Source organism: Pseudoduganella plicata, from assembly GCF_004421005.1.
Classification (GTDB): Bacteria; Pseudomonadota; Gammaproteobacteria; order Burkholderiales; family Burkholderiaceae_D; genus Rugamonas; species Rugamonas plicata.
The window spans coordinates 4,678,051-4,702,320 of record NZ_CP038026.1 but is presented as its reverse complement, the minus strand read 5'-3'; the positions used below and the strand labels follow the sequence as shown (position 1 = coordinate 4,702,320).

Annotated in this window: 27 protein-coding genes; 12 read left to right on the top strand and 15 right to left on the bottom strand. The window is 66.7% G+C overall.

All coding sequences use genetic code 11. From position 1 onward, the window contains the following. Positions 1-71: 71 nt before the first annotated feature. A complete protein-coding gene (locus E1742_RS20860; RefSeq protein WP_134387051.1) occupies positions 72-2,180 on the top strand; it encodes a TonB-dependent siderophore receptor in 2,109 nt (702 codons plus the stop codon). 16 nt (positions 2,181-2,196) lie between these two features. Here E1742_RS20860 and E1742_RS20855 read toward each other — a convergent pair whose 3' ends face one another. Then, complete coding sequence (locus E1742_RS20855; protein ID WP_134387050.1) at positions 2,197-2,559, bottom strand: antibiotic biosynthesis monooxygenase family protein; 363 nt, start codon at positions 2,557-2,559, stop codon at positions 2,197-2,199. Continuing rightward, a complete protein-coding gene (locus tag E1742_RS27280; RefSeq protein ID WP_189568624.1) occupies positions 2,556-2,936 on the bottom strand; it encodes a hypothetical protein in 381 nt (126 codons plus the stop codon). The genes E1742_RS20855 and E1742_RS27280 overlap by 4 nt, the downstream gene beginning before the upstream one ends. 9 nt (positions 2,937-2,945) lie before the next feature. Between E1742_RS27280 and E1742_RS20845 the strand changes: the two genes are divergently transcribed. Genes E1742_RS20845 through E1742_RS20830 form a run of 4 tightly spaced genes read left to right on the top strand, consistent with a single transcriptional unit; the run spans position 2,946 to position 7,049 of the window. Next, entirely contained in the window at positions 2,946-3,254 is a 309-nt protein-coding gene (locus E1742_RS20845) for a hypothetical protein (protein ID WP_134387049.1), read from the top strand. Between the two features lie 56 nt (positions 3,255-3,310). After that, positions 3,311-3,985: a signal peptidase I gene (lepB, locus tag E1742_RS20840; RefSeq protein ID WP_134387048.1), complete on the top strand. Its 675-nt coding sequence runs from the start codon at positions 3,311-3,313 to the stop codon at positions 3,983-3,985. Positions 3,986-4,029: 44 nt separating this feature from the next. Further along, the gene (locus E1742_RS20835) at positions 4,030-4,755 is read left to right on the top strand and encodes an ABC transporter ATP-binding protein (protein WP_134387047.1); all 726 of its coding nucleotides are present in this window, start codon (positions 4,030-4,032) and stop codon (positions 4,753-4,755) included. Then, a complete protein-coding gene (locus tag E1742_RS20830; RefSeq protein WP_134387046.1) occupies positions 4,752-7,049 on the top strand; it encodes a type II CAAX endopeptidase family protein in 2,298 nt (765 codons plus the stop codon). The genes E1742_RS20835 and E1742_RS20830 overlap by 4 nt, the downstream gene beginning before the upstream one ends. A 10-nt stretch (positions 7,050-7,059) precedes the next feature. Here E1742_RS20830 and E1742_RS20825 read toward each other — a convergent pair whose 3' ends face one another. Beyond that, on the bottom strand, positions 7,060-7,797 hold the full coding sequence (locus tag E1742_RS20825) for an anti-sigma factor family protein (protein ID WP_134387045.1): 738 nt from the start codon (positions 7,795-7,797) through the stop codon (positions 7,060-7,062). Continuing rightward, the gene (locus E1742_RS20820) at positions 7,794-8,285 is read right to left on the bottom strand and encodes an RNA polymerase sigma factor (protein WP_134387044.1); all 492 of its coding nucleotides are present in this window, start codon (positions 8,283-8,285) and stop codon (positions 7,794-7,796) included. Before E1742_RS20820 ends, E1742_RS20825 begins: the two co-directional genes overlap by 4 nt. Positions 8,286-8,391: 106 nt before the next feature. Between E1742_RS20820 and E1742_RS20815 the strand changes: the two genes are divergently transcribed. Together E1742_RS20815 and E1742_RS20810 are read left to right on the top strand one after the other, a co-directional pair. After that, a complete protein-coding gene (locus tag E1742_RS20815) occupies positions 8,392-9,678 on the top strand; it encodes a S8 family serine peptidase (RefSeq protein WP_229466160.1) in 1,287 nt (428 codons plus the stop codon). Positions 9,679-9,775: 97 nt separating this feature from the next. Further along, positions 9,776-10,549, top strand: coding sequence for a hypothetical protein (locus E1742_RS20810; protein WP_134387043.1), 774 nt, complete (start codon positions 9,776-9,778; stop codon positions 10,547-10,549). Between the two features lie 9 nt (positions 10,550-10,558). Here the strand turns inward: E1742_RS20810 and E1742_RS20805 are convergent, their stop codons facing one another. The 5 genes from E1742_RS20805 to E1742_RS20785 form a co-directional block, all read right to left on the bottom strand. After that, positions 10,559-10,852, bottom strand: a complete 294-nt coding sequence (locus tag E1742_RS20805) for a hypothetical protein (RefSeq protein ID WP_134387042.1) — start codon at positions 10,850-10,852, stop codon at positions 10,559-10,561. A gap of 226 nt (positions 10,853-11,078) precedes the next feature. Further along, positions 11,079-11,660: a TerD family protein gene (locus E1742_RS20800; RefSeq protein ID WP_134387041.1), complete on the bottom strand. Its 582-nt coding sequence runs from the start codon at positions 11,658-11,660 to the stop codon at positions 11,079-11,081. Between the two features lie 19 nt (positions 11,661-11,679). Further along, entirely contained in the window at positions 11,680-12,378 is a 699-nt protein-coding gene (locus E1742_RS20795) for a TIGR00266 family protein (protein WP_134387040.1), read from the bottom strand. Between the two features lie 3 nt (positions 12,379-12,381). Beyond that, entirely contained in the window at positions 12,382-12,957 is a 576-nt protein-coding gene (locus tag E1742_RS20790; RefSeq protein ID WP_134387039.1) for a TerD family protein, read from the bottom strand. Positions 12,958-13,075: 118 nt separating this feature from the next. Then, positions 13,076-14,119 (bottom strand): DUF475 domain-containing protein, encoded by a 1,044-nt coding sequence (locus E1742_RS20785; protein ID WP_134387038.1) that lies wholly within the window; start codon positions 14,117-14,119, stop codon positions 13,076-13,078. Positions 14,120-14,242: 123 nt separating this feature from the next. Here E1742_RS20785 and E1742_RS20780 point away from each other — a divergent pair, with 123 nt between their 5' ends. The 3 genes from E1742_RS20780 to E1742_RS20770 all read left to right on the top strand — a co-directional run bounded on the left by E1742_RS20780 (position 14,243) and on the right by E1742_RS20770 (position 17,490). After that, positions 14,243-15,145: a LysR family transcriptional regulator gene (locus tag E1742_RS20780; RefSeq protein WP_134387037.1), complete on the top strand. Its 903-nt coding sequence runs from the start codon at positions 14,243-14,245 to the stop codon at positions 15,143-15,145. Between the two features lie 246 nt (positions 15,146-15,391). Then, positions 15,392-16,729, top strand: a complete 1,338-nt coding sequence (locus E1742_RS20775) for a hemolysin family protein (protein ID WP_134387036.1) — start codon at positions 15,392-15,394, stop codon at positions 16,727-16,729. 2 nt (positions 16,730-16,731) lie between these two features. Beyond that, on the top strand, positions 16,732-17,490 hold the full coding sequence (locus E1742_RS20770) for a DUF3108 domain-containing protein (RefSeq protein ID WP_206076695.1): 759 nt from the start codon (positions 16,732-16,734) through the stop codon (positions 17,488-17,490). On the opposite strand, the gene E1742_RS20765 is transcribed toward E1742_RS20770, so the two are convergent. Then, entirely contained in the window at positions 17,487-18,536 is a 1,050-nt protein-coding gene (locus tag E1742_RS20765) for an AI-2E family transporter (protein WP_134387035.1), read from the bottom strand. The two genes, E1742_RS20770 and E1742_RS20765, sit on opposite strands and share 4 nt — an antisense overlap. 96 nt (positions 18,537-18,632) lie before the next feature. Between E1742_RS20765 and E1742_RS20760 the strand changes: the two genes are divergently transcribed. Both E1742_RS20760 and E1742_RS20755 read left to right on the top strand, forming a co-directional pair. Continuing rightward, positions 18,633-19,682 (top strand): alpha/beta hydrolase fold domain-containing protein, encoded by a 1,050-nt coding sequence (locus E1742_RS20760; protein ID WP_134387034.1) that lies wholly within the window; start codon positions 18,633-18,635, stop codon positions 19,680-19,682. A 124-nt stretch (positions 19,683-19,806) separates the two neighbouring features. Further along, entirely contained in the window at positions 19,807-20,316 is a 510-nt protein-coding gene (locus E1742_RS20755; RefSeq protein WP_166793524.1) for a GNAT family N-acetyltransferase, read from the top strand. Positions 20,317-20,318: 2 nt separating this feature from the next. On the opposite strand, the gene E1742_RS20750 is transcribed toward E1742_RS20755, so the two are convergent. From E1742_RS20750 to E1742_RS20730, 5 genes are read right to left on the bottom strand one after another with little or no spacing between them, the layout of a single operon-like run. Further along, positions 20,319-20,894, bottom strand: coding sequence for an SCO family protein (locus tag E1742_RS20750; protein WP_134387032.1), 576 nt, complete (start codon positions 20,892-20,894; stop codon positions 20,319-20,321). Continuing rightward, positions 20,891-21,790, bottom strand: a complete 900-nt coding sequence (cyoE, locus tag E1742_RS20745) for a heme o synthase (RefSeq protein ID WP_134387031.1) — start codon at positions 21,788-21,790, stop codon at positions 20,891-20,893. Before cyoE ends, E1742_RS20750 begins: the two co-directional genes overlap by 4 nt. After that, positions 21,790-22,911, bottom strand: a complete 1,122-nt coding sequence (locus E1742_RS20740) for a COX15/CtaA family protein (RefSeq protein ID WP_229466159.1) — start codon at positions 22,909-22,911, stop codon at positions 21,790-21,792. The genes cyoE and E1742_RS20740 overlap by 1 nt, the downstream gene beginning before the upstream one ends. 14 nt (positions 22,912-22,925) lie before the next feature. After that, entirely contained in the window at positions 22,926-23,543 is a 618-nt protein-coding gene (locus E1742_RS20735; RefSeq protein WP_229466156.1) for an SCO family protein, read from the bottom strand. Then, entirely contained in the window at positions 23,544-24,257 is a 714-nt protein-coding gene (locus E1742_RS20730; protein WP_134387030.1) for an SURF1 family protein, read from the bottom strand. Between the last annotated feature and the right edge of the window lie 13 nt (positions 24,258-24,270).

The window sequence follows — 24,270 nt, the reverse complement described above, 5'->3', positions numbered from 1 at the left end:
GCGCTATCACCATTTCCGATATACAATGCGAATCATTCTCATTTGCGTTAATTAATAACATAAGGAAGACCATGTCGCCCCATCGCACCGCCCTGACGCCCCTCGCTCTTGCCGCCGCCCTGCTGTGCGGTGGCGCCTACGCCGCGCCCGACGGGCCGGCGGTCGACGCAGCGGAAGCGCCGATCCAGACGGTGGTCGTCAAGGGCGAAAACACGGGCGGCTACACGGCGCGCAGCAGCGCTTCCTCGGCGCGCCTGGACCTGTCGCTGCGCGAGACGCCGCAGTCGGTCTCCGTCGTCACCCGCCAGCAGATGGACGACTTCCGCCTGAACTCCGCCAGCGACGTGCTGGCCAACACCACGGGCGTCACGGTCGAGAAGGTCGAGTCGGACCGTACCTACTACACGGCGCGCGGCTTCGACATCACCAATTTCCAGTATGACGGCGTGGGCATTCCCTTCGTCTTCGGCAACGTCTATGGCGAACTCGATACGGTGCTGTACGAGCGCATCGACGTCGTGCGCGGCGCGAACGGCCTGATGTCCGGCACGGGCAATCCGTCGGCCACCGTCAACTTCATCCGTAAGCGCCCGACCGCAATGACGCAGGCGTCGGTCGCCGTCACGGCGGGATCGTGGGACAAGCGCCGCGTCGAGGCGGACGTCTCCGGCGCGCTGAACGAGGCGCGCACGCTGACGGGCCGCCTGGTGGCAGCCTACGACGAAGGCGACTCCTATCTGGATCGCTACTCGACCAAGCGCAAAGTGCTGTCCGGCGTGCTGGAAGCGAAGCTGTCGAACGCCACGACGCTGACGGCCGGCCATACCGCGCAGATCGGCACGTCGAAGGGCAATATGTGGGGCGCGCTGCCGCTGTACTACACTGATCTGTCGCCGGTGGACCTGGACGTCGGCGCCAACACGGCGGCCGACTGGACCCGCAACCGCAACGAGCACCAGCGCAGCTTCGTCGAACTGACGCACCAGTTCGAGAACGGCTGGCGCGCGCAGGCCACGCTGTCGCACAACACGTTCAAGAACCGCAGCAAGATGCTGTATGTGTACGGCACGCCGGACCGCCAGACGGGCCTGGGCCTGTTCGCCTATCCGTCGCGCTACGATGCCGACAACAAGCAGACGCTGTTCGACGCATCCGCCACCGGCCAGTTCAACCTGGGCGGGCGCCAGCACGAGCTGACATTCGGCGCCAACTGGTCGAAGTCCACGCTTGACGACATCTCGCACTACGGCCAGGGCATCGGCAATCCGATGCCGTCGCTGAACGGCTGGGACGGCAGCTACGCGGAACCGACGTTCGACGCACGCATCGACGGCAGCTCGTATGAGGACAAGCGCAAATCCGCCTTCATCGCGGCGCGCTTCAACCTGACCGACCCGATGAAACTGGTCACCGGGATCTCGACGACCAAGGCGGACAGCGACGGCATCCAGTACGGCGTGGCCCACTACAAGTCGGCCAGCAAGAGCACGCCGTACGTGGGCCTGACCTACGACCTGACGCCGAACGTGACGGCCTACGGCAGCTACACGACGATCTTCAACCCGCAAAGCGAGACGGACTTCGACGGCGCGACCCTCGATCCGATGGAAGGCAGGACGGCGGAACTGGGCCTGAAGAGCGAATGGTTCGGTGGCAAACTGAACGCCTCCGGCGCGCTGTTCAAGACGCGCCAGGACAACACGGCCGAACAGCTGGGCAACGTCGGGACGCGGGCCTATTACCACGGCATCGACGCGGAATCGAAAGGCATCGAGCTGGACCTGTCCGGCGAACTGGCACGCGGCCTGCAAGCCAGTGCCGGCTTCACGGTGCTGTCGCTGGAAGACCCGGCCGGCCAGGTCGTCAAGACCTACCTGCCGCGCCGCACGCTGCGCCTGTCGACGACGTACAAGGTGCCTGCCCTGCCGGCGCTGACGGTGGGCGCCACCGCCAACTGGCAGGACGACACGTACCGCAACGAGGCCGGCGGCGCCGTGATCCGCCAGGCGTCCTACGCCGTCGTCGGCCTGATGGCGCGCTACGACATCAACCGTCAGCTGAGCATTGCCGCCAACGTCAACAACGTGGCCGACAAGAAGTACCTCACCAGCTTGTACTGGAGCCAGGCGTACTACGCCGCGCCGCGCAACGCCAGCGTGACGCTGAACTGGAAATACTAAGTACCAAGCCGAACCTCTAGCCGTTGACGACGCGGCTGTCCGCGGGCGCCTGCGCGCGCTCGTGCATGCCGTAGTCGCGCACCACGCCAGCAATGCGCAGCCGGTAGTCGGCAAACAGCGCGCGGCCGTTATCGTCACGGCCCCGCCCTGCCGCCTGCGCCGCGCGGTGCGCCTCCAGCGCGCGCCACTGCGCGATTGCCGCCTCGTCGCGGAAGAACGACAGCGACAGCAGCTTGGCCGGGTCGGCCAAGCTCTGGAAGCGCTCGATGGAGATGAAACCGTCGATCTCCTCCAGCAGCGGCCGCAGCGCCGCGGCAATGTCCAGATAACGCTGGCGCCGGTCCGGGTGCGGTATCACTTCAAAGATCACGGCAATCATTTCACTTCCCTTTCCGTAAACACCGCCAGCCGCGCGTTGGGCGAGGCAAGGTAGTGCCAGTCCACGTCCGGCAGCGCGCCGAGGTGCGACAGCGCCTGCGTGGCGATCGTGCGCGCCAGCGCCTGGCCCGGGCTGGCGTGGCGGCCATGGCCGAACGGGCGGCCGGCCGCCGCCAGCACCAGCAGGATCGTCTGGCCCGCGTCGATGCGCGCGCCGCCGATGTCACCGGCTGCGCCGTGAACGCTGCCGCGCTGGAAGCGCTGCTGGTCGTGGCAGGCGTACCGCGCGCGCCGTTCAAGCCGGGTACGCCCGCCCGGCTGCGCCAGGCCCGCACCTGCTACGGCCATATGGCCGGCGCGTTGGCCGTCGAGCTGCATGAGCATTGCGTGATGCAAGGCTGGCTGACCGATGGCGCGGCGGGCGAGTATGCGTTGACGGCAGCCGGAGAAGAGCGTTTCGCGCGGCTGGGGCTCGACCCGGCGCCGCTGCGCAAACTGCGCCGCCGCTTCGCCTGCCCGTGCCTGGAATGGAGCGAGCGCAAGCCGCACCTGGGTGGCGCGCTCGGCGCGGGCCTGCTGCAACTGGCACTGCGCCAGGGCTGGGTCGAGCAGGACCTCGACAGCCGTGCGCTGGCCGTGCCGACAAAGGGCCAACGCCGGTTGTTGGCTGCTTTCGACATGGTAAGTCCGGCTTAAGAAAATCGCCACAAACTGCGGATTCCTCAACCATACAAATCTCACCGGAGACGCCCATGACCCGCTGGTTTCGCGCCAACAAAGGCTTCGTCGCATTCCTCGTGCTGTTCGGGATCTTCCGCACCGCCGTGGCGGACTGGAACCCGATTCCGTCCGCGTCGATGCGGCCGAACCTGCTGGAAGGCGACGTGGTCTTCGTCAACCGCCTGGCCTATGACGCCAAGATTCCGCTGACGAACGTGTCGCTGGCACGCCTCGGCGATCCGCAGCGGGGCGACGTCGTCACGTTCTCGTCGCCGAAGGACGGTACGCGCCTGATCAAGCGCATCGCCGCCCTGCCGGGCGACACGATCGAGATGCGCAGCGAACGCCTGCTCATCAACGGCAAGCCGGCCGACTACACGGTGCTGGGCAACGGCATCGAAAAGGTCGAGCCGCTCGGTGAGTTGACGGCGCTGCACCTGAAGGAACGCAGTGGCGACGCCACGTATCGCATCCAGGTGCTGCCGCAGGTGTCGGCGATGCGCGACTTCGGCCCCGTCACCGTGCCCGCCGACCGCTACCTGATGCTCGGGGACAACCGCGACAACAGCGGCGACTCGCGCGTGTTCGGCACCGTGCCGCGCGAGCTGCTGATCGGCCGCGCCGAACGCATCCTCGTCTCCGCGGACATCAAAGGCAACTGGGCCCCGCGCGGGGAACGCATCGGCATGAGCCTGCGCCCGGAGTAACGCCGCTGTTATAGAATCGCCGCATCCCTGTTTCCGGAGGCGGCATGATCGAATTCGACGCGCTGGCCAAGCGCTATGGCGCTTACGAAGCCGTGCACCCGTTGACGCTGACAGTGCGGCGCGGCGAGGTGTTCGGCTTCCTGGGCCCGAACGGCGCGGGCAAGACGACGACCATCCGCATGATGATGGGCATTCTCGTGCCCAGCAGCGGGCGCGTGCTGGTCGACGGTCTCGATTGCCACCGCGACGCGGCGCAGGTCAAGCGTCACGTGGGCTACCTGCCCGACAACCCGATCTTCTACGACTACCTGCGCGGGCGCGAGATCCTGCGCTTCGTCGGCGAGATGCACGGGCTGGCGCGCCCCGCCGCCGCGGTGCGGGCGGACGCCCTGCTGGATGAATTCGGCCTCGACGAAGTGGCCGAGGAATTCGCCGTCAACTATTCGATGGGGATGAAGAAGAAGCTGGGCCTCGCCTGCGCGCTGGTGCACGATCCGGCGGTGCTGATCCTCGATGAACCGATCAACGGCCTTGACCCTCGCGCCGCACGCGACGTGCAGGACCTGCTGATCGGCCGCGCCGCCGCCGGCAAGACCATCTTTGTCTCCACCCACCTGCTCGACATGGCGCAGCGCATGTGCGACCGCGTGGGCATCATCCACCGCGGCAGGCTTGCCGCCACCGGGTCGCTGGACGAGCTGCGCGGCGAAGCCGACGCGTCGCTGGAGGAAGTCTTCCTGAGGATAACCGATCCGGCGGCCGTGCCATGACGCCGCCGTCCGGCGCGCACGCCGTCTGGCTGCTGGTGCGCCTGCGGCTGCTGCGGCTGTGGAACCTGTCCGGCAGCGTGTATGCGCGCAAGCCCAAGCCTGGCAGGAGCCGCGCCGCGACGGGCCGCAAGGGGCGCGGGCGCTGGATCCTGCCCATCGTGATGGCGCTCCTGATGACGGCGGCGTTCACGAGCATGTCGCGCTCCATCTTGCTGAACCTGCACTGCGAGCTGGCGCCCGTCACCGCTTGCGGCGCGCAAACGGCGGCGTACGACGCGCAGGACGTGGCAGTCAACGAACTGATACAGGAGCGCTTCAGTCCTGAGCTGATGCGCGGGCTGACGATGCACGTGGCGCTGCTGTGGCTCGCCAGCCTGCTGGTGCCGCTGGGCAGTCGCGAGCTGGCGCACACGGACTGGGACCTCGAATGGCTCGTCACGTTGCCCGTCCCGCGCGCGACGCTGCTGTGGGCGCGGGTACTGGAACGCACAGTAACCAATGCCACCGGCATGCTGATGCTGTGGCCCACCTGCCTCGTCATCGGCTGGTACGGCGGCCTGCGCTGGTGGGCGATCGCCCCCGCGACGCTGGCCACGCTGGCACTGCTGGCAGCATCAAGCATGCTGCGCACGCTGGCCGACACAGGGCTGCGACTGTCGCTGCCGCCTTCGCAATTGCGCAACCTGCAGGCCGCGGTGTCGGTCGCGGCGATGCCGCTGATTTACCTGACCATTTCGCTGTCCGTACCGGGACAGGGCATTGCGCTGGGCTGGGCCGAAGCCTTTCCCGCCTGGACGCTGTGGACGCCGCCGGGTCTCGTCATCCAGTGCCTCGATGGCGGCGCGCCCTGGCTGGCATTGCTGCTGGCCGCGCAGGTCGTGTTGATCCTGTACGCCGGCATCGCGCTGCTGCAACGCCAGCTGGCCGACGGCGTTGTCGCCACCGGCACGCGCGAAGCGGGCCGGCGCACCGGCGTTGCCGGCACGTTGCGCATCCTGCCCGGCACACCGCTGCAGCGCCGCGAACTGCGCCTGCTGGCACGCGACCGCAACTTCCTCGTGCAAAGCCTGCTGATCCCGGTGATCGTCATCGCCAGCCAGATGTTCTTCACGGGCGCCCTGCGCGACATGGCGCAGCTGGGCAGCGACCCGAAGCTGCTGGCGTCGGTCGCGTTCGGCCTGGGAAGTTATGTGCTGGTGCTGTCGGCCCTGCAGACCGTCAATACGGAAGGCCAGGCGCTGTGGATGCTGTACACCTTCCCGCATACGCTGGCGCGCATGCTGCGCGAGAAGGCGGCGCTGTGGGCCGCGCTGGCGCTGGCCTACCCCGCCGTCGTCTTCGCCGTCGGCATCGCATCGGGCGCCAGCGTCGACTCCCGCCTGCTGGCGCTGATGGCGCAGGTGGCGATCGGCATGCCCGTGTTCGCGCTGATCGCCGTGGCGCTGGGCGTCTGGGCTTGCGACCCGCTGGCGCCGGAACCGCACGCGCGCGTGCGCCCCACGTTCGTCTACCTGTACATGATGCTGGCGAGCCTGTATGGCTACGGGCTGTACACGGATGCGTGGGCCCGCCGGCTGGCAGTCGTCGTGCTGATGGCCGCGCTCGCGGTGGCGTTGTGGCAGAAGGCGCGCGACGAACTGCCGTTCCTGCTCGACCCCACGGCAGCGCCGCCGTCGCGTGTGTCGGCGGCCGACGGCATGCTGGCGGCCGTCGCGTTCTTTGCCTTGCAGGCCGTCGCATTCTTCGCCCTGCACGACGCAGCCGGGCCGCCGGCGTTGCCGGACATGGCGCTGGCGTTTGCCATCGCCGGCGCCGTCGTCTATGCGCTCGTGCGCCTGGTCTACTGGCGTACCGGTGCGAACGGCGTGCCCGTGCTGCTGCACGGCGGCATGGCGGGTACGCTGGGCTGGGGTGCCGCTTGCGCGCTGCCGGCCATTGCCATCGGGCTGGTATGGATGGCGGGACTGCGCCACGCCGGCGTCGCCATTCCGGCTGTCGCCATCGATGGCCGCGTCGCCTGGCTGGTGGCGCTGGCCAGCGTGGCGGCGCCGCTGTTCGAGGAGTTCATATTCCGCGGCCTGATCTTCAACGGCCTGCGCCGCTCGCTGCGCCTGCTGCCGGCACTGGGCGCCAGCGCGGCTGTCTTTGCCGTCATCCACCCGCCGCTGTCGATGCTGCCCGTCTTCGTGCTGGGCGTCTGCGCCGGCTGCGCCTACGAACGGGGCAAGGGCCTGCTGGCACCCATCGTCACGCATGCGCTGTACAACGGGGCCATGATCGCCGTGCAGCTGTGACGCGTACCGTTCAGCGCCGCCAGCCTCGCTCACGCGCTGCCCGTTCGCCGGCCGCGTCCAGCGCAGTGCCGGCGATACGCTCGTCGATCGCTTCCAGCACGGCCGGCGGCATGGCGACGCCGGCCTGGCGGTAAGCCGGCTGCGCGGCCGGAGCCTGTTGCTGCAGCACGGCGACACGCCAGGCATCGCCCTCGCGGCACGCCAGACCGGCAGCCCCGGCCAGCGCAAAACTGCGGCAGTAGTTGCCGTCGCGCGCCTGGAACGTGACGCCGATGCGTACGGACGCGTCGGCCGCGGGACTGCCCGCAAGCTCGCGCGACAGCGCATCGGCGAGCTTTCCCTGGGCCAGCACGCCTCCGGCTGCGGCCACCAGCGACGCGGTGCCGCCATCCTGGCGATAGGCCTGCCAGCCACCGATGCCCACCAGGATACCCACCACCAGCGAAGCGGCCATGCCCCCCCAGCGCCACCAGTCCCCTTGCGCGCGCGTGCCCTGCCCGCTGCGCGCCACGCGCGCCGCCTCCAGCCCGGCGACCTTCGGCTGCACGGCCTGTCGCAACGGTACGGGCACCGGCTCGTCGAGTACGTCCGCAAACGCCGCGAACACGTCGCCGCGCAGCTGGCGGTGGCGCGCGATGGCCTCGGCCACTGCCGGGTCTTCATGCATCGCGCGTTCGACAGCGCTGCGCTCGGGCCCGGCCAGCTCGCCGTCCGCATACGCCATTAACACTTCATCGGAAAACGTCATTTCCCCACCTTCGCCTGATCGGACAATAATCCCTGCAATGCCTCGCGTGCGCGCGCCAGCCGGCTGGTCAGCGTCCCTATCGGGATCTCCAGTACCTCGGCGGCCTCCTTGTACGGCATGCCATCGACCAGCACCAGCGCCACCACGAGGCGATGCTCTTCCGACAACATGCCGATGGCCTTCCGGATCGCCAGTCGCTGCTGGTCCGTGGCGGCCGAATCGTCGCCCACGGTCGCGCCCTCTTCCGCCGGCGCGAAGATGCGGTCGCGCCGCATGCGGCTGCGCACCTCGTCGACCCATGCATTCTTGACAATGCGAAAAATCCAGCTGTCCAGCCGCGTGCCTGGCTCCCACTGCCGCTGGCGCACCAGTGCGCGCTCGACGGCGACCTGCACCAGGTCATCCGCATCCTCGCGATGGTAGGTCAAAGCGCGCGCAAAGCGGCGCATGCGCGGCAGCAGATCGGCAATGTCGGTATCGAGGGTCATTGTGCGTCCAGTACCGGGATAACGCCGCCACGACGACGTTTCTTCCCTGCCAGTGTAAAAAAACTCGGAAATCATTCCTACGAGCAAAACAGTTTATCATTCTCCGATGACCTCTTCCCGCCTGCCATTTGCCGCGCGCGTTACGACAATGCTGCTCCTGTGCGCCAGCACTGCCGGCGCACACGCACAGTTGCGCCTGCCGTCTCTGAACCTGCCGCTGCCGCGGGGTCTCGACCAGGAACTGGTGTCGCACGCGGCCGGACGCCTGCTCGACAGCCGAGTTCCGGGCGACTTGACGGGCACGCGCCTCGATCAGGTCGCGCAGCTGCTGCGGCGCCATGCGGACGTGCTGGAAGCCGACCCGCGTGGCGAACCTGCTGTCCGCCGTGAAATCCTGGCAACCTCGCCGTCGCCCGATGGGCTCGCGCGCGCCGCCGCACTGGGTTTGACTGTGCTGCGCGTGCAGCGGCTGGAGGAACTGGAGCAGAGCATCGTGGTGCTGGCGGTGCCGACGAACGGCGCCACCGCCGTCCTGCTGGCGGCGCTGCGTGCGGCCGACCCGGACGGCACCTACGACTTCAATCACCTGTACAGCGGCTCCGGCGACGCGCCGGCCGTTCCGGCCGGCCCCGCGCGCGGCGGCGCCGTCGGGCTGGTCGACAGCGGAGTCGATACCGCTCACACGGCGCTGTCCGGCGCCAGCGTACGGCGCTGGGGCTGCGACGGGGGGGCGCGGCCGCATCGCCATGGCACTGCGGTGGCCGCGCTGCTGGTGGGGCAGGACGACCGGTTCCGCGGCGCCGCGCCGAAGACGCCGCTGTACGCCGCGGACATCTATTGCGACAGCCCTACCGGCGGCTCGGCAGAACGAATCGGGGCAGCGCTGGCCTGGCTGGCTGGCCAACGCGTCGGCGTCATCAACCTCAGCTTGGTTGGACCGCCAAATGAAGCATTGCGCCGCGTGGTCGCCGCGATGGTGGCCCGCGGTCACCTGCTTGTCGCCGCCGTGGGCAATGACGGACCGGCTGCGCCGCCGCTGTACCCTGCCGCCTACCCCGGCGTGGTCGGCGTCAGTGCCGTCGATCGCAACGGCAGGCCTTTGCCGGAAGCGGCGCGCGGGCCTCAGGTGATGTTCGCCGCGCCCGGCAGCCAGATGGCCAGCGCGGCACCCGGTACGCCGCCCTATCGACAGGTACGCGGCACTTCCTTCGCCGCGCCGCTGGTGGCGGCGCTGCTGGCGCCGCAATTGCCCCATCCCGACGGGGCCGCGGCCAGGGAGGCTGTCGCCCGCCTGGCCCGGCAGGCCTTGCCGGGCCCCGTGCCGGAGCGCGACGCCATCGGTTACGGCATCGTCGGCGCCGAGCTGCGTGTGGATCCCGCCACGCTGCGCTGAAAAATTATTTTCGTTCCGATGGAATAAATGCCGCATGCCCGGCGTTTTCACTGTAACGGCAGCGGACATCGCCGCGCCATTCACAGGAGAATCCATCATGCAAGTCAAAAAAATCGCCGGTCATATCGCCATCATCGTTTCTTGCGCCATCGCGGCCTCCGCCCACGCGCAGCTGCTCGGACGTGGCGCCCCGCTGGGCGGATCGCTGGGGGGCATGATGTCGGGCAGCGGCAGCTTCGCCGGCCGCGGCGGCATCGACATGGTCACGGAACGCGGCGGCATCGGCAGCGTGGCGCCCGCCGGCGCAAGTCACCGCGGCGCCACTGCCAACGGCAATGGCGGTGGCGTTATCACGGGCGCGCTGGCCCGCACAACGCCCCAGCCGACGCCGGCCGCCAGCACCGCATCACCGGCCACGAGCCCGCAGCCGCTGACCGGCTCGTTGAGCAAGCAGGGCGAGCTGGGTGGGAACCTGGATATCGGTGGCGCGCAATCCTCCCCTGCGGCCACGGCGGCGCCGACGAGCCAGTCCGCCGGAGCAACGGGCAACGGCAGCGGCCAGGGAACGGCAACCGCGTCGGTCGACCGAAACAGCCTGGGCGGCATGGCACTTGGTGCCGGCGCCGGGGCACTGGCGGCAGGCGCGGCCACGGCGGCGCCTGCACGCGACGCAGCCCGGTCCCAGGCTGCGTCCACCCGCGACTACGCCGCCGGCAGTGCGGCCACTGCAGCCGGCGCAGGACGCGGCAGCATCGGCACGGCACGTGACGCAGGAGGCAACGCGGCCGGCGCTGCCCAGTCGGCACAGGCGCTGTCGGTCCAGGCGCAGGCCAGCGGCAGCGGCAGCGCGCAGGCTTCCGCCTCGCAGTGACGTAACGCTTCAGTGCCGGCGCAGGCGCGCCCACGCCGCCACCAGCATCAGCATGCCTGCCCCGAGCGCGCTGGTGGCGGCGACCACCGCCACCAGCAGCGCCGCCGGATTGGATGCCTCCAGCAGTTCGGCGCCGACGGCCAGGCTCAACACGACGATGAGCTGCGCCGGCAGCACGAAACGCAGCGCGCGCATGGCGCTGTCGTCGCCGCGCCGGCGCAGCCGGCGCGCCACCATGACCGATGGTCCCCAGACGATGCAGAGGAAAGCGGCGATCAGGATAAGGGCGTGCAGGAGTTTCATGGTGCGGGAGGATACAGCAAAGGTCGCGCGGAACCCCGGTGACAGACACCAGGCGAGAATAGTCGGGGACAAAAAAAAGCGGTGGCCAGTTGCCTGGACCACCGCAAAGGGAAGCGCGCCATGGGGCAGGCGCAGGTGAAACGCTTTACTACAACATCGCTTACACGAACAATGCTTACTACAGCAACTCATGGCCGCCGCGCCGGTACGCGGCGGCGGCGTGCTTTTACAGGTGCTGCGTGATTTGCGGCAGCAGTTCGTCAAACGTGCGGCCGGCGCCGTTCTCGCCGATCGCATGCATCTTCCATTCGCCGTTATGGCGGTACAGCTTGGCCATCAGCTGGGCGTTGTGCTGGCCCTGCACGGACAGGTTGAAGCGCGCCACTTCCTTGCCGCCGTCCGCGTTCATCAGGCGGCAGTAGGCGTTTTCCACCTGTGCGAAGCTCTGGCCCGTGAAGCTGTTGACCGTGAAGACGATGGCCTTCACGTTTGGCGGGACATCCTGCAGGTTGACGCTGATCTGTTCGTCGTCGCCATCGCCGGCACCCGTGCGGTTGTCGCCCGAGTGCGAGACGCTGCCGTCGCGGCTTTTGAGCTGGCGGAACCAGACCACGTCCAGCGGCTTGTTGGACTCGTCGAACAGCACGCAGGACGCGTCCAGGTCGACATCGGCGCCTTTCGAGCCGAAACCGAGGAAGCCCTTGGTTTTGACGGCATCCCAGCCCAGGCCCATGACCACGCGGGTCAATGTGCTGCCAGCTTCCTTGTCCAGAGAGATCTTCTGGCCCTTCGTCAGATTTACAGACATGTAGTACCTCCAGTTTTACTTACTGTTGCCGGCCCTTGTTGAGCCATGCAACGAATGTTTCGCGGTTGCGCGAGCAGACCAGCACCTTGCCGGCGCCCGAGAAGCGCAGCACCATCCCTTCGCCGCTGGTGACACTGTTTACCAGGTTGCCCAGGAAGCCGCCGCTCTGGTTGGTCGTCACCGAGATCTCGTAGCGCAGCGCGCTGTCCCAGCAGACGACGTGCGCGTTGTCGATCACGATGTCGTTGCCCGGAGTAACCTCGAGCTGGGACATCGAACCGAAGCCCGACACCACCAGCTGGCCGCTGCCGGTGGTCTCCGTGATGAAGAAACCGCCGCTCTGGCCGAACAGCGCGTTGCCGACGTTTTGCGTGCGCACCTTCAGGTCCACGCCCGACGTCGCCGCGACAAACGCGCCATCGCTGAGCAGGTACTGGCGCTGGCCCACATCGACCACCTGCATCGCACCCGGCAGGGTGGGCGACAGCAGGCAGTCGCCGTCGCCCTTCACCGCTTCGATATGCTGCTGGAAGAACGACTCGCCGTTGGCGAACGTGCGCATCAGTGCCGCACCCAGGCCGCCCTGCATGCGGCCCTTCAGTTCAAGGGCCGACTCCATCATCACCATGGCGTTCGATTCGCAGTAAATCTTTTCGCCATGGCGCATCGAAACGTGCAGGAAGGGATCGACGTCCCCCGTCACGGTAAAAGTCGGCATGGCTTAGACCGAAACGCCGAACGACGAAGCCAGTGCGCCCAGGCCGCCCGTGTAGCCCTGGCCAACGGCCTTGAACTTCCAGTCGGCGCCGTTGCGATACACCTCGCCGAACACCATCGCCGTTTCCGTCGAACCGTCTTCGGACAGGTCGTAGCGGGCGATTTCCTGGTTCGAGCCGCTGTTGACGCAGCGGATGAACGCCTTTTGCACCTGGCCGAAGTTCTGGCGGCGGCTGTCGGCGTCGTGGATCGTCACGCAGATGGCGATGCGCTCCACGTCCGCCGGCACTTTCGTCAGGTCGATGCGGACGGTTTCGTCATCGCCGTCGCCGGCACCGGTGCGGTTGTCGCCCGAGTGCTGCACGGCGCCGTCGGTCGATTTCAGGTTGTTGTAGAAGATGAAGTCCGTATCGGCGCGCACCTTGCCATCGACTTTCAGCAGGAAGGCCGAGCTGTCGATGTCGAATGCGGCGCCGTCGCTGCTGCGTGCATCCCAGCCCAGGCCGACCGTCAGTTGGGTCAGGCCGGGAGCTTCCTTGCTCAGGTTGACGTTACCGCCTTTTTGCAGACTGATTGCCATGTTGATTTCTCCGTAAAGTTTGATGAAAAGAGACACCCACTACCGACGCGACAGGCTGGTGTCATGAGCGTGCCGCGTATTCCATGCGGGAGGGGCAAGCGCCCCTCCGTTGCTACCTTCAGGCTGTCAACGCAGCCTGCTGCTTGCGATACCGTACCGAGGACCACAACGAACCGACGATGAACGCGACACCAATCAGGCCGGTGAAGATCTCGGGAATATGGAACTTCATACTCGCCAGCATGATGACTGCCAGGATGCCGATTGCGTAGTGCGCGCCGTGCTCCAGGTAGACGTACTGGTCGAGCGTGCCCTTGTGCACCAGGTACACCGTCATCGAACGCACGAACATCGCACCGATCGCCAGGCCCAGCATGATGATCACGACGTCCTTGGTGATGGCAAACGCGCCGATCACGCCGTCGAAACTGAACGAAGCATCCAGCACTTCCAGGTACAGGAAGCCCCCGATACCGCCCTTCTTGACCATGTCGCCCACATTCGAGCCGCCCTCTTCCTCTTTTTCAAGGTAGTTCGAGATCGCATCGACGCCAACGTAGATCAGCACGCCCCACAGGCCGGAGATCAGCACGACAAACTTCTGCGCTTCCTCGACGAGACTCAGGCTGCCCAGCAGTACACCCAGCGCGACCATCACGGAGATCGACGAGACCTTGCCCAGCGAACCCAGTTTCTTCTCGACATTGCCCAGCCAGTGCATTTCCTTTTCATGGTCGAGCAGGAAGTTCAGGAACACCAGCAGCAGGAACATGCCGCCGAAGGCCGCCACTTCCGCGTGGTGGTTAGTCAGGTGCCGCGAATACTCGTCCGGGTTGTTCAGTGCCAGCGTCCACACGTCCGTCAGGCCAATATCGGCCGCAACCGCGACGATCACCAGCGGGAACAGCAGGCGCATGCCGAAGACGGCGATGATGATGCCCACGCCCAGGAACAGCTTCTGCCAAAATTCATCCCACGTCTTCAGAACGGAGGCGTTCACCACCGCGTTATCGAACGACAACGAAACTTCCATCACGCTCAAGATCACTGCGATGCCCAGCGCGGACAGTGCTCCCGTCAATCCACCTTTTTGATAGCCCCACCATGCCGCTACCGCCAGGCAGATGAAGGAGACCAGGAACGACATCCTGAAGTGCTTCATCTTTTTTTCCTTTGTTGTTAATCAATGCGAGGATTGTACAGACTTAATCGATTTAGAAAAATGGTAGATAATCGAAGCTTCACTTCGTAAAAACCGAAACGTCAGGCAGTATTGGATGAGCTCATGAAAGCAACCGGCATCAATTTCCGCCACCTGTATTTCTTCCGCGTCGTGGCCTCGGAAGGCAGCGTTACCCGAGCTGCCGAGCGGCTCGGCCTTGCCATCCAGACCGTCAGCACGCAGGTGGCGGCGCTGGAGCAGTCGGTGGGCAAGTCGCTGCTGACCCAGCAGGGGCGGCGCCTGGTGCCCACCGATGCCGGCCGCGTCGCGCTGACCTACGCCGAGCAGATCTTCGAGCTGGGCGACCGCATGCAGGAGGCGCTCGACGAGGCGGACAACGGACGCATGCGCCTCACGGTCGGCATCTCCGACTCGCTGCCCAAGCTGATCGCCTACCGGCTGATGGAAACGGCGTTCGGCATGGAGTCGCCCATCAAGCTCATCTGTGTGGAGCGTGAATTCGAAACCTTGCTGGCCGACCTGGCGCTGCACAAGCTCGACGTGGTGCTGACGGACCGAACGGTGCGCGCGTCCGCCAGCCTGCGCGTGTTCAGCCACCTGCTGGGCGAAAGCGAGATGATGCTGTTCGGCGCGTCGGCGCTGGCACGCAGGCATGGCCGCGATTTTCCGGACAGCCTGAATGGCGCTCCCCTGCTGCTGCCGACACGCAACAACGCGCTGCGCGGCCGCATCGACGAATGGCTGCTGCAGCACCACATCCGGCCCGATATCGTCGGCGAGTTCGAGGACAACGCCATGCTCAACACCTTCGGCCGCCGCGGCCTCGGCCTGTTTTTCGCACCGGCCGGCCTGGAGGACGATATCCGCGGCCAGTTCAACGCGGTGCCGGTCGGCGCGGCCACGGGCTTGCGCGAGCAGTTCTATGCGATTTCCAGCGAACGGCGCATCCGCCATCCGGCCGTCGAGGCGATCCTGGCCGGGCAGACAGGGTTGTTCGGCGGGTAAGGCACCGGGAAGGCCGGCGCAACGGCACTTTCCGGATCTGTCCCGAATATTCCGTGCGGGTCCAGGGCTGATGGCGATGTCGGCCTGGCAGGATTGGCTGCAATCCGGTCGGCCTGCGACCGGTCTGATTGTCGCGCGCCTCGCCAGACGATACCGACGTATCCACATGGCAATGTTGAAATTTGCGCTAGCCTCGGCCCGTGTCGGCTAAGATGATGCTTTCAACTACCCGCTTCAGTGCGCTTTATGCACAACCTTTTGCTTGTCCTGCTGGCTTTCCTCCTCGTTGCACTCAACGGTTTCTTTGTTGCCGCCGAATTCGGCATCGTCACATTGCGGCGCACGCGCGTGCGCGCCATTGCCAAGACGCAGGGGCTGAAAGGCCGGATCCTGGAGAAAGTGCACGGCCAGCTGGACGCCTACCTGTCCGCATGCCAGCTGGGCATCACGCTCGCTTCGCTGGGCCTGGGCTGGATCGGCGAACCCGCATTCGCCGGCCTGCTTGAACCCGTGCTCGCAGCCATCGGCATCGATTCTCCCGAGATCATTCACACGATCGCATTCATCTTTGCATTCGTCACAATCTCGTTCCTGCACATTGTCGTGGGCGAGCTGGCGCCGAAGTCGCTGGCCATCCGCATTCCGGAAGTCGTCGGCCTGTGGAGCGCGCTGCCGCTGTATGCGTTCTACTGGATCATGTACCCTGCCATCTGGCTGCTCAATCACAGCGCCAATCTGGTATTGAAGCTGGCGGGCCTGCACGGCGCCGGCGGCCACGAAGCGCATTATTCGACGGAAGAGCTCAAGCTGATCCTGCGCACCAGCAAACCGGGCGAGCAGTTCAACAAGGACGAGCGCAACATCCTGGCCCACTCGCTGGACTTCTCGGAGCTGCGCGTGTCGGACCTGATGCGCCCCATTAACGAGGTGATCGCCCTGCATGCCACGCGCTCGCTGGAGGACAACCTGGACACCGTGGTGCGCAACCGCTTCTCGCGCTACCCGTACTTCGACGAGGACGGCAGCACGGTGCTGGGCGTCGTCCACCTGAAGGACCTGTTCTTCGCGCAGCAGTCGGGCAAGCCGATCACGTCGTTCACATCGTTCCTGCGCCCCGTCGAAACCATCTCGGCGCGCACCAAGGCGATCGACCTGTTCCGCCGCTTCCGCGAGGGCGCGCCGCACTTCGCGCTGATCGGCGAAAAGGGCAAGCGCCCCGTGGGCTTCCTCACGCTCGACAATCTGCTCGGTGCGATGGTGGGCGAGATCCACGACGAATTCCGTCTGAACGAAAACGACTGGCTGAAGCAGCCGGACGGCGCCCTGATCGGCAAGGCCAGCCTGCCGATCTTCTCGCTCGAGCGCGCGCTCGGGATCGACATCGAGAACGAGGAACTGGGCCTGGACGAAGTGGAATCGGTCGGTGGCCTGATCATGCTGAAGCTGGGCGATATTCCGAAACAGGGCCAGCGCGTCAACTTCAACCGCTTCGACCTGGTGGTAAAGAAGATGAACGGCCCGCGCATCCTGCTGGTGAAGGTCATTCCCCGCCTCGATCCGGAAGACAACGCCGATCACGATTAACCATGAGGACCACGATGCGCGCCACCCGCCTGCTCTGTGCCACCGCCCTGATCTCCCTGATGGCCGCGGCCCACGCCGCGCCGCAGTACGTGGCGGCAGGCACGCCGCTGCCGCGCTTCCACCTCCTGAAGGAAGGCAGCCACCGCTACCTGCGCTACCTGCAGGCGGCCGACAGCAATACCCCCCTCGACATCTGGCAGCGCGACATCCGCTTCGACGGCAAGCGCGTGCAGATCCGCCAGCGCTGGGATGCCACCGGCAAGGCGCCGTCCGTCAAATGGCTCGATTCATCGTTCGAGGCGGGCAGCTTGCGCCCGCTCACGCACACGCGCATCACGGAAAAGGACGGCAAGAAAACCGTGGAAGGTTTCGCGTTCGCGCCGGACCGGATCACGGGCCTGCCCGACCTGCCGAACAATACCCAGAAGGCGCTGTCGGTCGCGTCGCCTGAGCCCGTATTCAATTTCGAAGCCGACATGGAACTGCTGCAAACCTTGCCGCTTGCCGATGGCTACGAGGCGCAGCTGGTGCTGTACCACCCGGGCGGGCCGGCGGCGCCCGCCCGCTATACATTCCGCGTCTCCGGCAGCGAGGCGATCGCCGGCCCGGCCGGCCCGGTCGACTGCTGGGTCGTCACGACCGACTACAACCAGCCCGGCACCGTGTCGAAATTCTGGTTTGCCCGCACCACCCAGCTGATGGTGCGCCAGGAAAGCCGCATGCCGGACGGGCGCCTGCTCATCAAGGCGTTGATCGACTAGGCTGCGACGACGGGGTGCACGCCCGTCCAGTTACGCAGCAGCCCAAGCGCCACGGCCAGCAAGGTCGGGCCGATGAACAGGCCGACGAAGCCGAACGCGATCACGCCGCCCAAGACCCCCAGCAGCACAAGCAGGAACGGCAGGCTGGAGCCGCGGCTGATCAGCACCGGCTTGACGACGTTGTCGACGCCGCTGATCAGGAACACGCCCCAGATCAGCATGAAGACGCCCCACCCCGTGCTGCCCTGGCTGAACAGCCAGAAGGCGGCACCGCCCCAGATCAGCGGCGGCCCCACGGGCACGAGGGAAAACAGGAACGTGGCGACGGCCAGCAGCGCCACGGCGGGCACGCCGGCGATCAGGAAGCCGACGGCAGCCACCGCGGCCTGCGCCAACGCGGTCCCCAGCAGCCCGTACATGACGCCGCGCACCGTGCGGCTGACGGTATCGGCCACAGCCACCGCATGCTCGCCCATGATTTTCTCCATGCCGACGGCGAGCGCGCGCAGCAGGGTCAGTCCATCGCGGTACAGGAAGAAACTGACGAAGGCGGCCAGGCTGACCTGCGCGACGCCGCTCCCCAGCACGATGCCGCCACCGAGCAGGATGTGGCGCGCCGGCTCCATGTAACGCTTCGCCAGGGCAATCAACTGCTGGCGGTTGCCGATCAATCCGCGCAGATACGCGTCGAGCGTCTCGCCGACCACAGGAATCTGCCGCAGCCAGTCCGGCGGCGCCAGCTGGCCAGCATGCAGCGCGTCGCGCAGGCCGCGGTAAAACTGGCCCGCGTTGTCGGCAACGTTCCACGTGACGAGGGCCAGCGGCAGGATGATGACGAGAATCAGCGACACCGTCATGACGGCGGCGGCCAGCGTCTCGCGCTGCTTCATGCGCGCCAGCAGGCGCAGGTGGAGGGGCCAGCTGGAAATGGTGATTGCACAGGCGAACAGGATCGCCGGCAGAAAGGGCCGCAGAACCCACAGGCAGCCGATTGAGAGAAAGACGATGGCCGCCAGGCGGCTGTACGGTTGAAAACGCTTTTCCATCCAATTTCCGGGTTCGTGTCGTAGCATCTCACTGTAGCGAGAGATTGCAAGCTTACAGGAAAGCCTGCCGCCCCGGACAACACAGAGGATTCGACGATGACCCCACTGCACTTCGACGATGCCACGTTGGAGGAAGCCCGCGCCTTCAACCGCAAACTCGCGCGCATGCCCCGCTTCCGGGTGCGCAACCGCCTTACGCCGCTGCTGATCCAGTCGTTGCTCCGCGCATCGCAACTCGGTGCGGACCGCAAGCTGGCACGCGCCGGCATCGGCGTGGAGCGCCACGTGGTGACGGACGGGGGGACGCGCGTGCCGTTGCGCATCCTGCGCCCGGCTGGAGCGATCCGGGGCGTCGTGCTGGACATCCATGGCGGCGGCTGGGTCATCGGCAACGCGCGCATGAACGACGACCTGAATGCGGCCATGATCGCGGCGTGCCACGTGGCCGTCGTCTCGGTCGATTACCGGCTGGCCGTGCATACGCCGCTGCAAGGGCTGCTGGACGACTGCCTGGCGGCCGCACGCTGGTTGCTGGCTGCCGGGCTGCCCGGATGCGAGCATCTGCCGGTACTGGTGGTCGGGGAGTCGGCCGGGGGCCACCTGGCGGCGGCGACCCTGCTGCGCCTGCGCGACGAGCCTGCGCTGCTGCGCCGCGTACATGGGGCGCTGCTGTATTACGGCGTCTACGACCTGGCCGGCACCCCGTCCGTGCACGCGGCGGGGCCGGAGACGCTGGTGCTGCACGGACCAGGGATGGCAACGGGTCTGCGCCTGCTGACGCCGGACCTGGACGACGTGGCGCGCCGGGCGCCGCCGCTGTCGCCGCTGTACGGAGAGCTGGAGGGATTACCGCCCGCGCTGATGTTTGCGGGTACGCTCGACCCGCTGCTGGACGACACGGTCGGCATGGCGAACCGCTGGCGTTCGGTGGCCGATGTGGAGTTGCACCTGGTGCCGGAAGCGCCGCATGGCTTCATCCACTTCCGCACCGCAATGGCGCGGCAGGTGCTGGCGCGCAGCCATGGGTGGATACGCGAGCGGCTGAACCGGGTGCCGGCGATTGGCGGTGCGCGCCGCAATGCGGGGCAGGCTGGTGGCGCGGAACCGGACCGTAGCGGCCCCGCGGGCCAGCAGCGCCGGCACTGAGCGTTGGTTCGCCTGCGCCGGCGGGCGGCCGGGCGAGAGCTGGTCAGTCCGCAAACGGCTGCGGTAAGATGGGTGGATGTCCGCCGCCCCATGCGAGTGGATTCACCTGACAAAGGAGCGCCGCGTGCAACAGCCGATCTCACTGGTCGAAGCATCGCCGGACTGCCGCGATGCCATGGCGGACCTGTTTCGCACCGTTTGCCGCCAGGGCGACGCGCTGCCATTCACGCCGGATATTCCCGACGCGGCATTCGATGCCATGTGGCTGTCGGCAGGCGTGCAGACCTACGTCGCGCTCGTCGACGGCAGCCTGGCCGGCATGTACAAGCTCAACGCCAATCTGCCGGGAAGGGCCGCGCATGTCGGCAGCGCCACCTATCTGGTCCGGCCGGACCTGCAGGGACAGGGCATCGGTACCGCGATGCTGCGCGATTCGCTGGCGCGGGCCGCCGCGCAGGGCTACCGCTCGATGCAGTTCAATTTCGTGGTGTCGACCAACCGCGCCGCCGTGTCGCTGTACGAGCGACATGGCTTCCGGATTGTGGGCACGCTGCCCGAAGCCTTCCTGCACGCGCGGTCAGGCTTCGTGGATGCCTACGTCATGTCCCGTCCCATCGCTCCCGCAATGCAATAAGCTCAGGACAGCAGCAGCTTGAGGTCGTGCACGATCGGGGCCGGCCCCTGGTTGTGGCGCAGGAACAGCCGCACCCGGCCCTCCTTGTCGAACACGTAGCTGCCCGCCGTATGGTCGATCGTGTAGGTGTCCGGCGTCTTGCCCGGCACCTTCTGGTAGAACACCTTGAATTCCTTGGCCGTCGTGGCGATTTCCGCCGGCGTGCCGTACAGGCCGACGAAGCGCTTGTCGAACGCGGGAGCGTACTGGGCCAGCAGCTCGGACGTGTCGCGCTCCGGGTCGAGCGTCACGAAGAGCACCTGGACCTGGTCCGACTGCGGACCCAGCTCCTTCATCACTGCCGCCATTTCCGACATCGTGGTCGGGCACACGTCCGGGCATTGCGTGAAGCCGAAGAACATCACGACGACCTTGCCTTTATAGCTTTCCAGCGTCACGGGCTTGCCCGTGTGATCCTTCAGCGAAAAGCCCTTGGCGTAGTCGATGCCCGTGATGTCCGTGTTCGTGAACGCGGGGCGCTTCTCCGAACAGGCGACGAGAACAAACAGCATGCACAGTGCGGCGAACAGTTTTTTCATGGCTGGATCGGGATGTAGTGGTCCACCAGCAGCGCCACGAACAGCAGCGACAGGTAGACAATGGAGAACGTGAATGCCTTGCGGGCCACGAGGTCGGTGTAGTGCTTGTAGATGCGCCAGCCGTACCACAGGAAGATCGCGTCGAGGACGATGGCGCTGACCAGGTAAATCAGGCCGCTCATGCGCACGGCGAACGGCAGCAACGTGGTGGCCGCCAGCGCGATCGAATACAGGAACACGTGGAACTGCGTGAACGGCATGCCGTGCGTGACGGGCAGCATCGGCAGGCCGGAGCGCGCATAGTCGTCGCGGCGGTACAGCGCCAGCGCCCAGAAATGCGGCGGCGTCCACAGGAAGATGATCAGCACCAGCAGCCACGCCTGCATCGGCACTTCGTTGGCGACGGCCGCCCAGCCCAGTGCCGGCGGCATCGCGCCGGACAGGCCGCCGATGACGATGTTCTGAGGCGTGGCCGGTTTCAGGATCATCGTGTAAATGACGGCATAGCCGACGAACGTGACGAACGTCAGCCACATCGTCAGCGGATTGACGAGCGTGTACAACACCCACATGCCGATGCCGCCGATGACAGCCGAGAACACGACCGTCTGGCCGACGGTGATGTCGCCCAGCGCCATCGGCCGGCGCGCCGTGCGTGCCATGCGCGCGTCGATCTCGCGTTCGGCCAGGCAATTGACGGCGAACGCCGCGCCTGCCAGCAGCCAGATGCCGATCGTGGCCGCCAGGACAACGCGCCAGTCGGGCATGCCGTCGGTGGCCAGGAACATCCCGATCACGGCGCAGAACACCGCCAGCTGCGTCACGCGCGGTTTCGTCAACGCCCAGTACTGGGCGATGCGGTGGTTCTGTTTCTGGGTGGCGGTGCGGGTTGTCATCAGTGTGCGGCGGGGGCGTCGTTGAAAAACTTAGCCCGGTAGTTTAGCATGGTAAGAAGCAGCACCAGGGCGGCCGCCCCGGCGTTATGCAGCACCGCGATCGTCAGCGGATAATTCAGGTAAATCGTCGCGACACCCGTCAGCGCCTGCAGCGCCAGCGCGGCCGCGAGGCCCCGTGCCACCGGCCGCAGGGCGGGAATCGGCCACGCACGGGCCACCGTCCAGCCCAGCACCAGCACGACCACGAAGGCGAAATTGCGGTGCACCCAATGGATCGCCGTCAGCGCGGAAAACGGCAGGTAATGACCGGCCGCCGTCTTGCCCAGCTCGCGCCACAGGTGAAAGCCGTGTTCGAAGTCCATTTCCGGCACCAGCTTGCCGGCACACAGCGGGAATTCGGTGCATGCCAGCGTGGCGTAGTTGGTGCTGACCCAGCCGCCCAGGAACAGCTGCACCAGCAGCACGAGGCCGGAGACCAGCGCCAGCTTGCGTACGCCGGCCAGCCGCGCGCGCGGCACGGCCGGGCCGGCGGCGGTAGCGGGACGCAGCAGCTGGTCCTGGCGGCCGCCGAACCAAGTCAGCAGCGCCAGCAGCCCCATACCCAGCAGCAGGTGCATCGTCACGATCACCGGCTGCAGTTTCAGCGTCACCGTCCAGGCGCCAAACGCGCCCTGCAAGCAGACGAAGAAAAACAGGAACGTTGGATAGCCGGGCGCGTAGCCGGGCTGCCTGGTCTTCGTCCAGCGCCGCCACGCGACGGCCATCATGGCAACGATCAGGATGCCGATCGCCATGGCGAGGTAGCGGTGGATCATCTCGATCCACGCCTTGACCATCGTCACGGGCCCGGTCGGCTGCAGCGCTTCGGCGGCGCGGATCTCGGCGTGGGCCAGAAACGGATTGGCAAGGCCGTAGCAGCCCGGCCAGTCCGGGCACCCCAGGCCGGAATCGGTGAGACGGGTAAAAGCGCCGAACACGATCAGGTCGAACGTCAGGAACACGCCGATCCAGACCAGCTTGCGGTACCTGCTGGCGTCCTTTGAAATCCAGGCCATCGACAGCGGCAGCAGCGCGACGATCAGGGCGGTGATGGCCATCTGGGCCAATGTGGTGTGGTGCATGGCGTTCTCAATCCTCAGCCGATGGCCGAAGCCTTCAGCAGTTTCGCGACATCCTTTTTCATCTTCGCCGGGTCCGGGTTCTTCGGGAAGCGCATCATCAGGTTGCCCAGCGGGTCGATCAGGTAAATGTGCTCGCTGGCGTCGCCGCCCGGCTCCACCGGCAGCCACTTCGCGACGACATCGTTTGGTGCGCGCAGCATGCGCGTGCCGTCGTTCACGCGCAGCAGCATCGTTTCCAGCGGCGCCTCGTCGGTAATGAGCCAGACCCGCTCGATGCGGCCCATCTCCTTGCCCTGCATCGTGCGCAACTGGCGCATCAAGAAGAGCTGGTCCTGGCAGGGCTGCCGGCAGTCGGAGCCGCCCACCTTCAGCATGATCCACTTGCCCTTGTATGTGTCGAGCGTCGTCGGCTGCTGCGCCAGCGTGCGGCTGGCCATGGGCGGGATCGGATACTCGCGCGGATCGATCAGCGTGCCATAGTTGGTGCGTCCCGTCGGTTTGACGACGTAGTACGTGAAGTACGACGCCAGCAGCGGCGAAGCGCACACGGCCAGCACGGCGAAGAGCTTCCAGCGCCCGCGCGTGCGCTGGCGTGATTCAGTCTTGTTGGCATCCACCTTATTTACGTCCACTTATTTGCGCCCACTCAAAAATCCGGTTATGACAAAGAACAGGAAGGCGGTCAGCGCCAGCGCATACCACTGGAACGCATAGCCGCGGTGTTTCTCGATACCCAGCGCCGGTGCCGGCCAGTCGCGCACGAGCGTGTCCGTCCCCCCCGAAGTCTGCTGCAGCACGAACGGCTGGAACCGCAGGCCGCTTGCCGTTGCGACACCCGCTACGTCGGCATTGAGGACGATGGCGCCCGGCGCCAGGCGGGCGTCGGTCCCCAGGCCCAGCACGTGGCCAGGGTCGCACCGCGCGATGCCTTCCAACGTGACGCGGCGGGCGGGCGTTGCGTACGGCGCGATGCGCCCACGGTGAGCCGCATCGACCGGCAGCCAGCCGCGCAGGACCAGCACGTGGCTGTCGCTGCCGTCGATGCGAAACGGCATCAGTACGTACAGGCCGGCCCGCCCCGCCTGGGGGCGGTTGTCCAGGTAAACGGGCCAGCCGGCCACGAACGTCCCGCTGACGCTGACGCGGCGCCACTCGGCCTGCGCAATGTCGACGGGCGTGCCATCGAGCCGCAACGGCGCCTGCGTATTGGCCGCGGCCACCTTTGCCTGCATCGCCAGCTTGTCGTCGGCGCGGCGCGTCTGCCACTGACCCAGCGCGATGCCCAGCGCCACCAGCAGCATGGTGGCGACAAACGGAATGAGCTTAAAACGGAACGCGATACGCATTAGAATGGGCTTC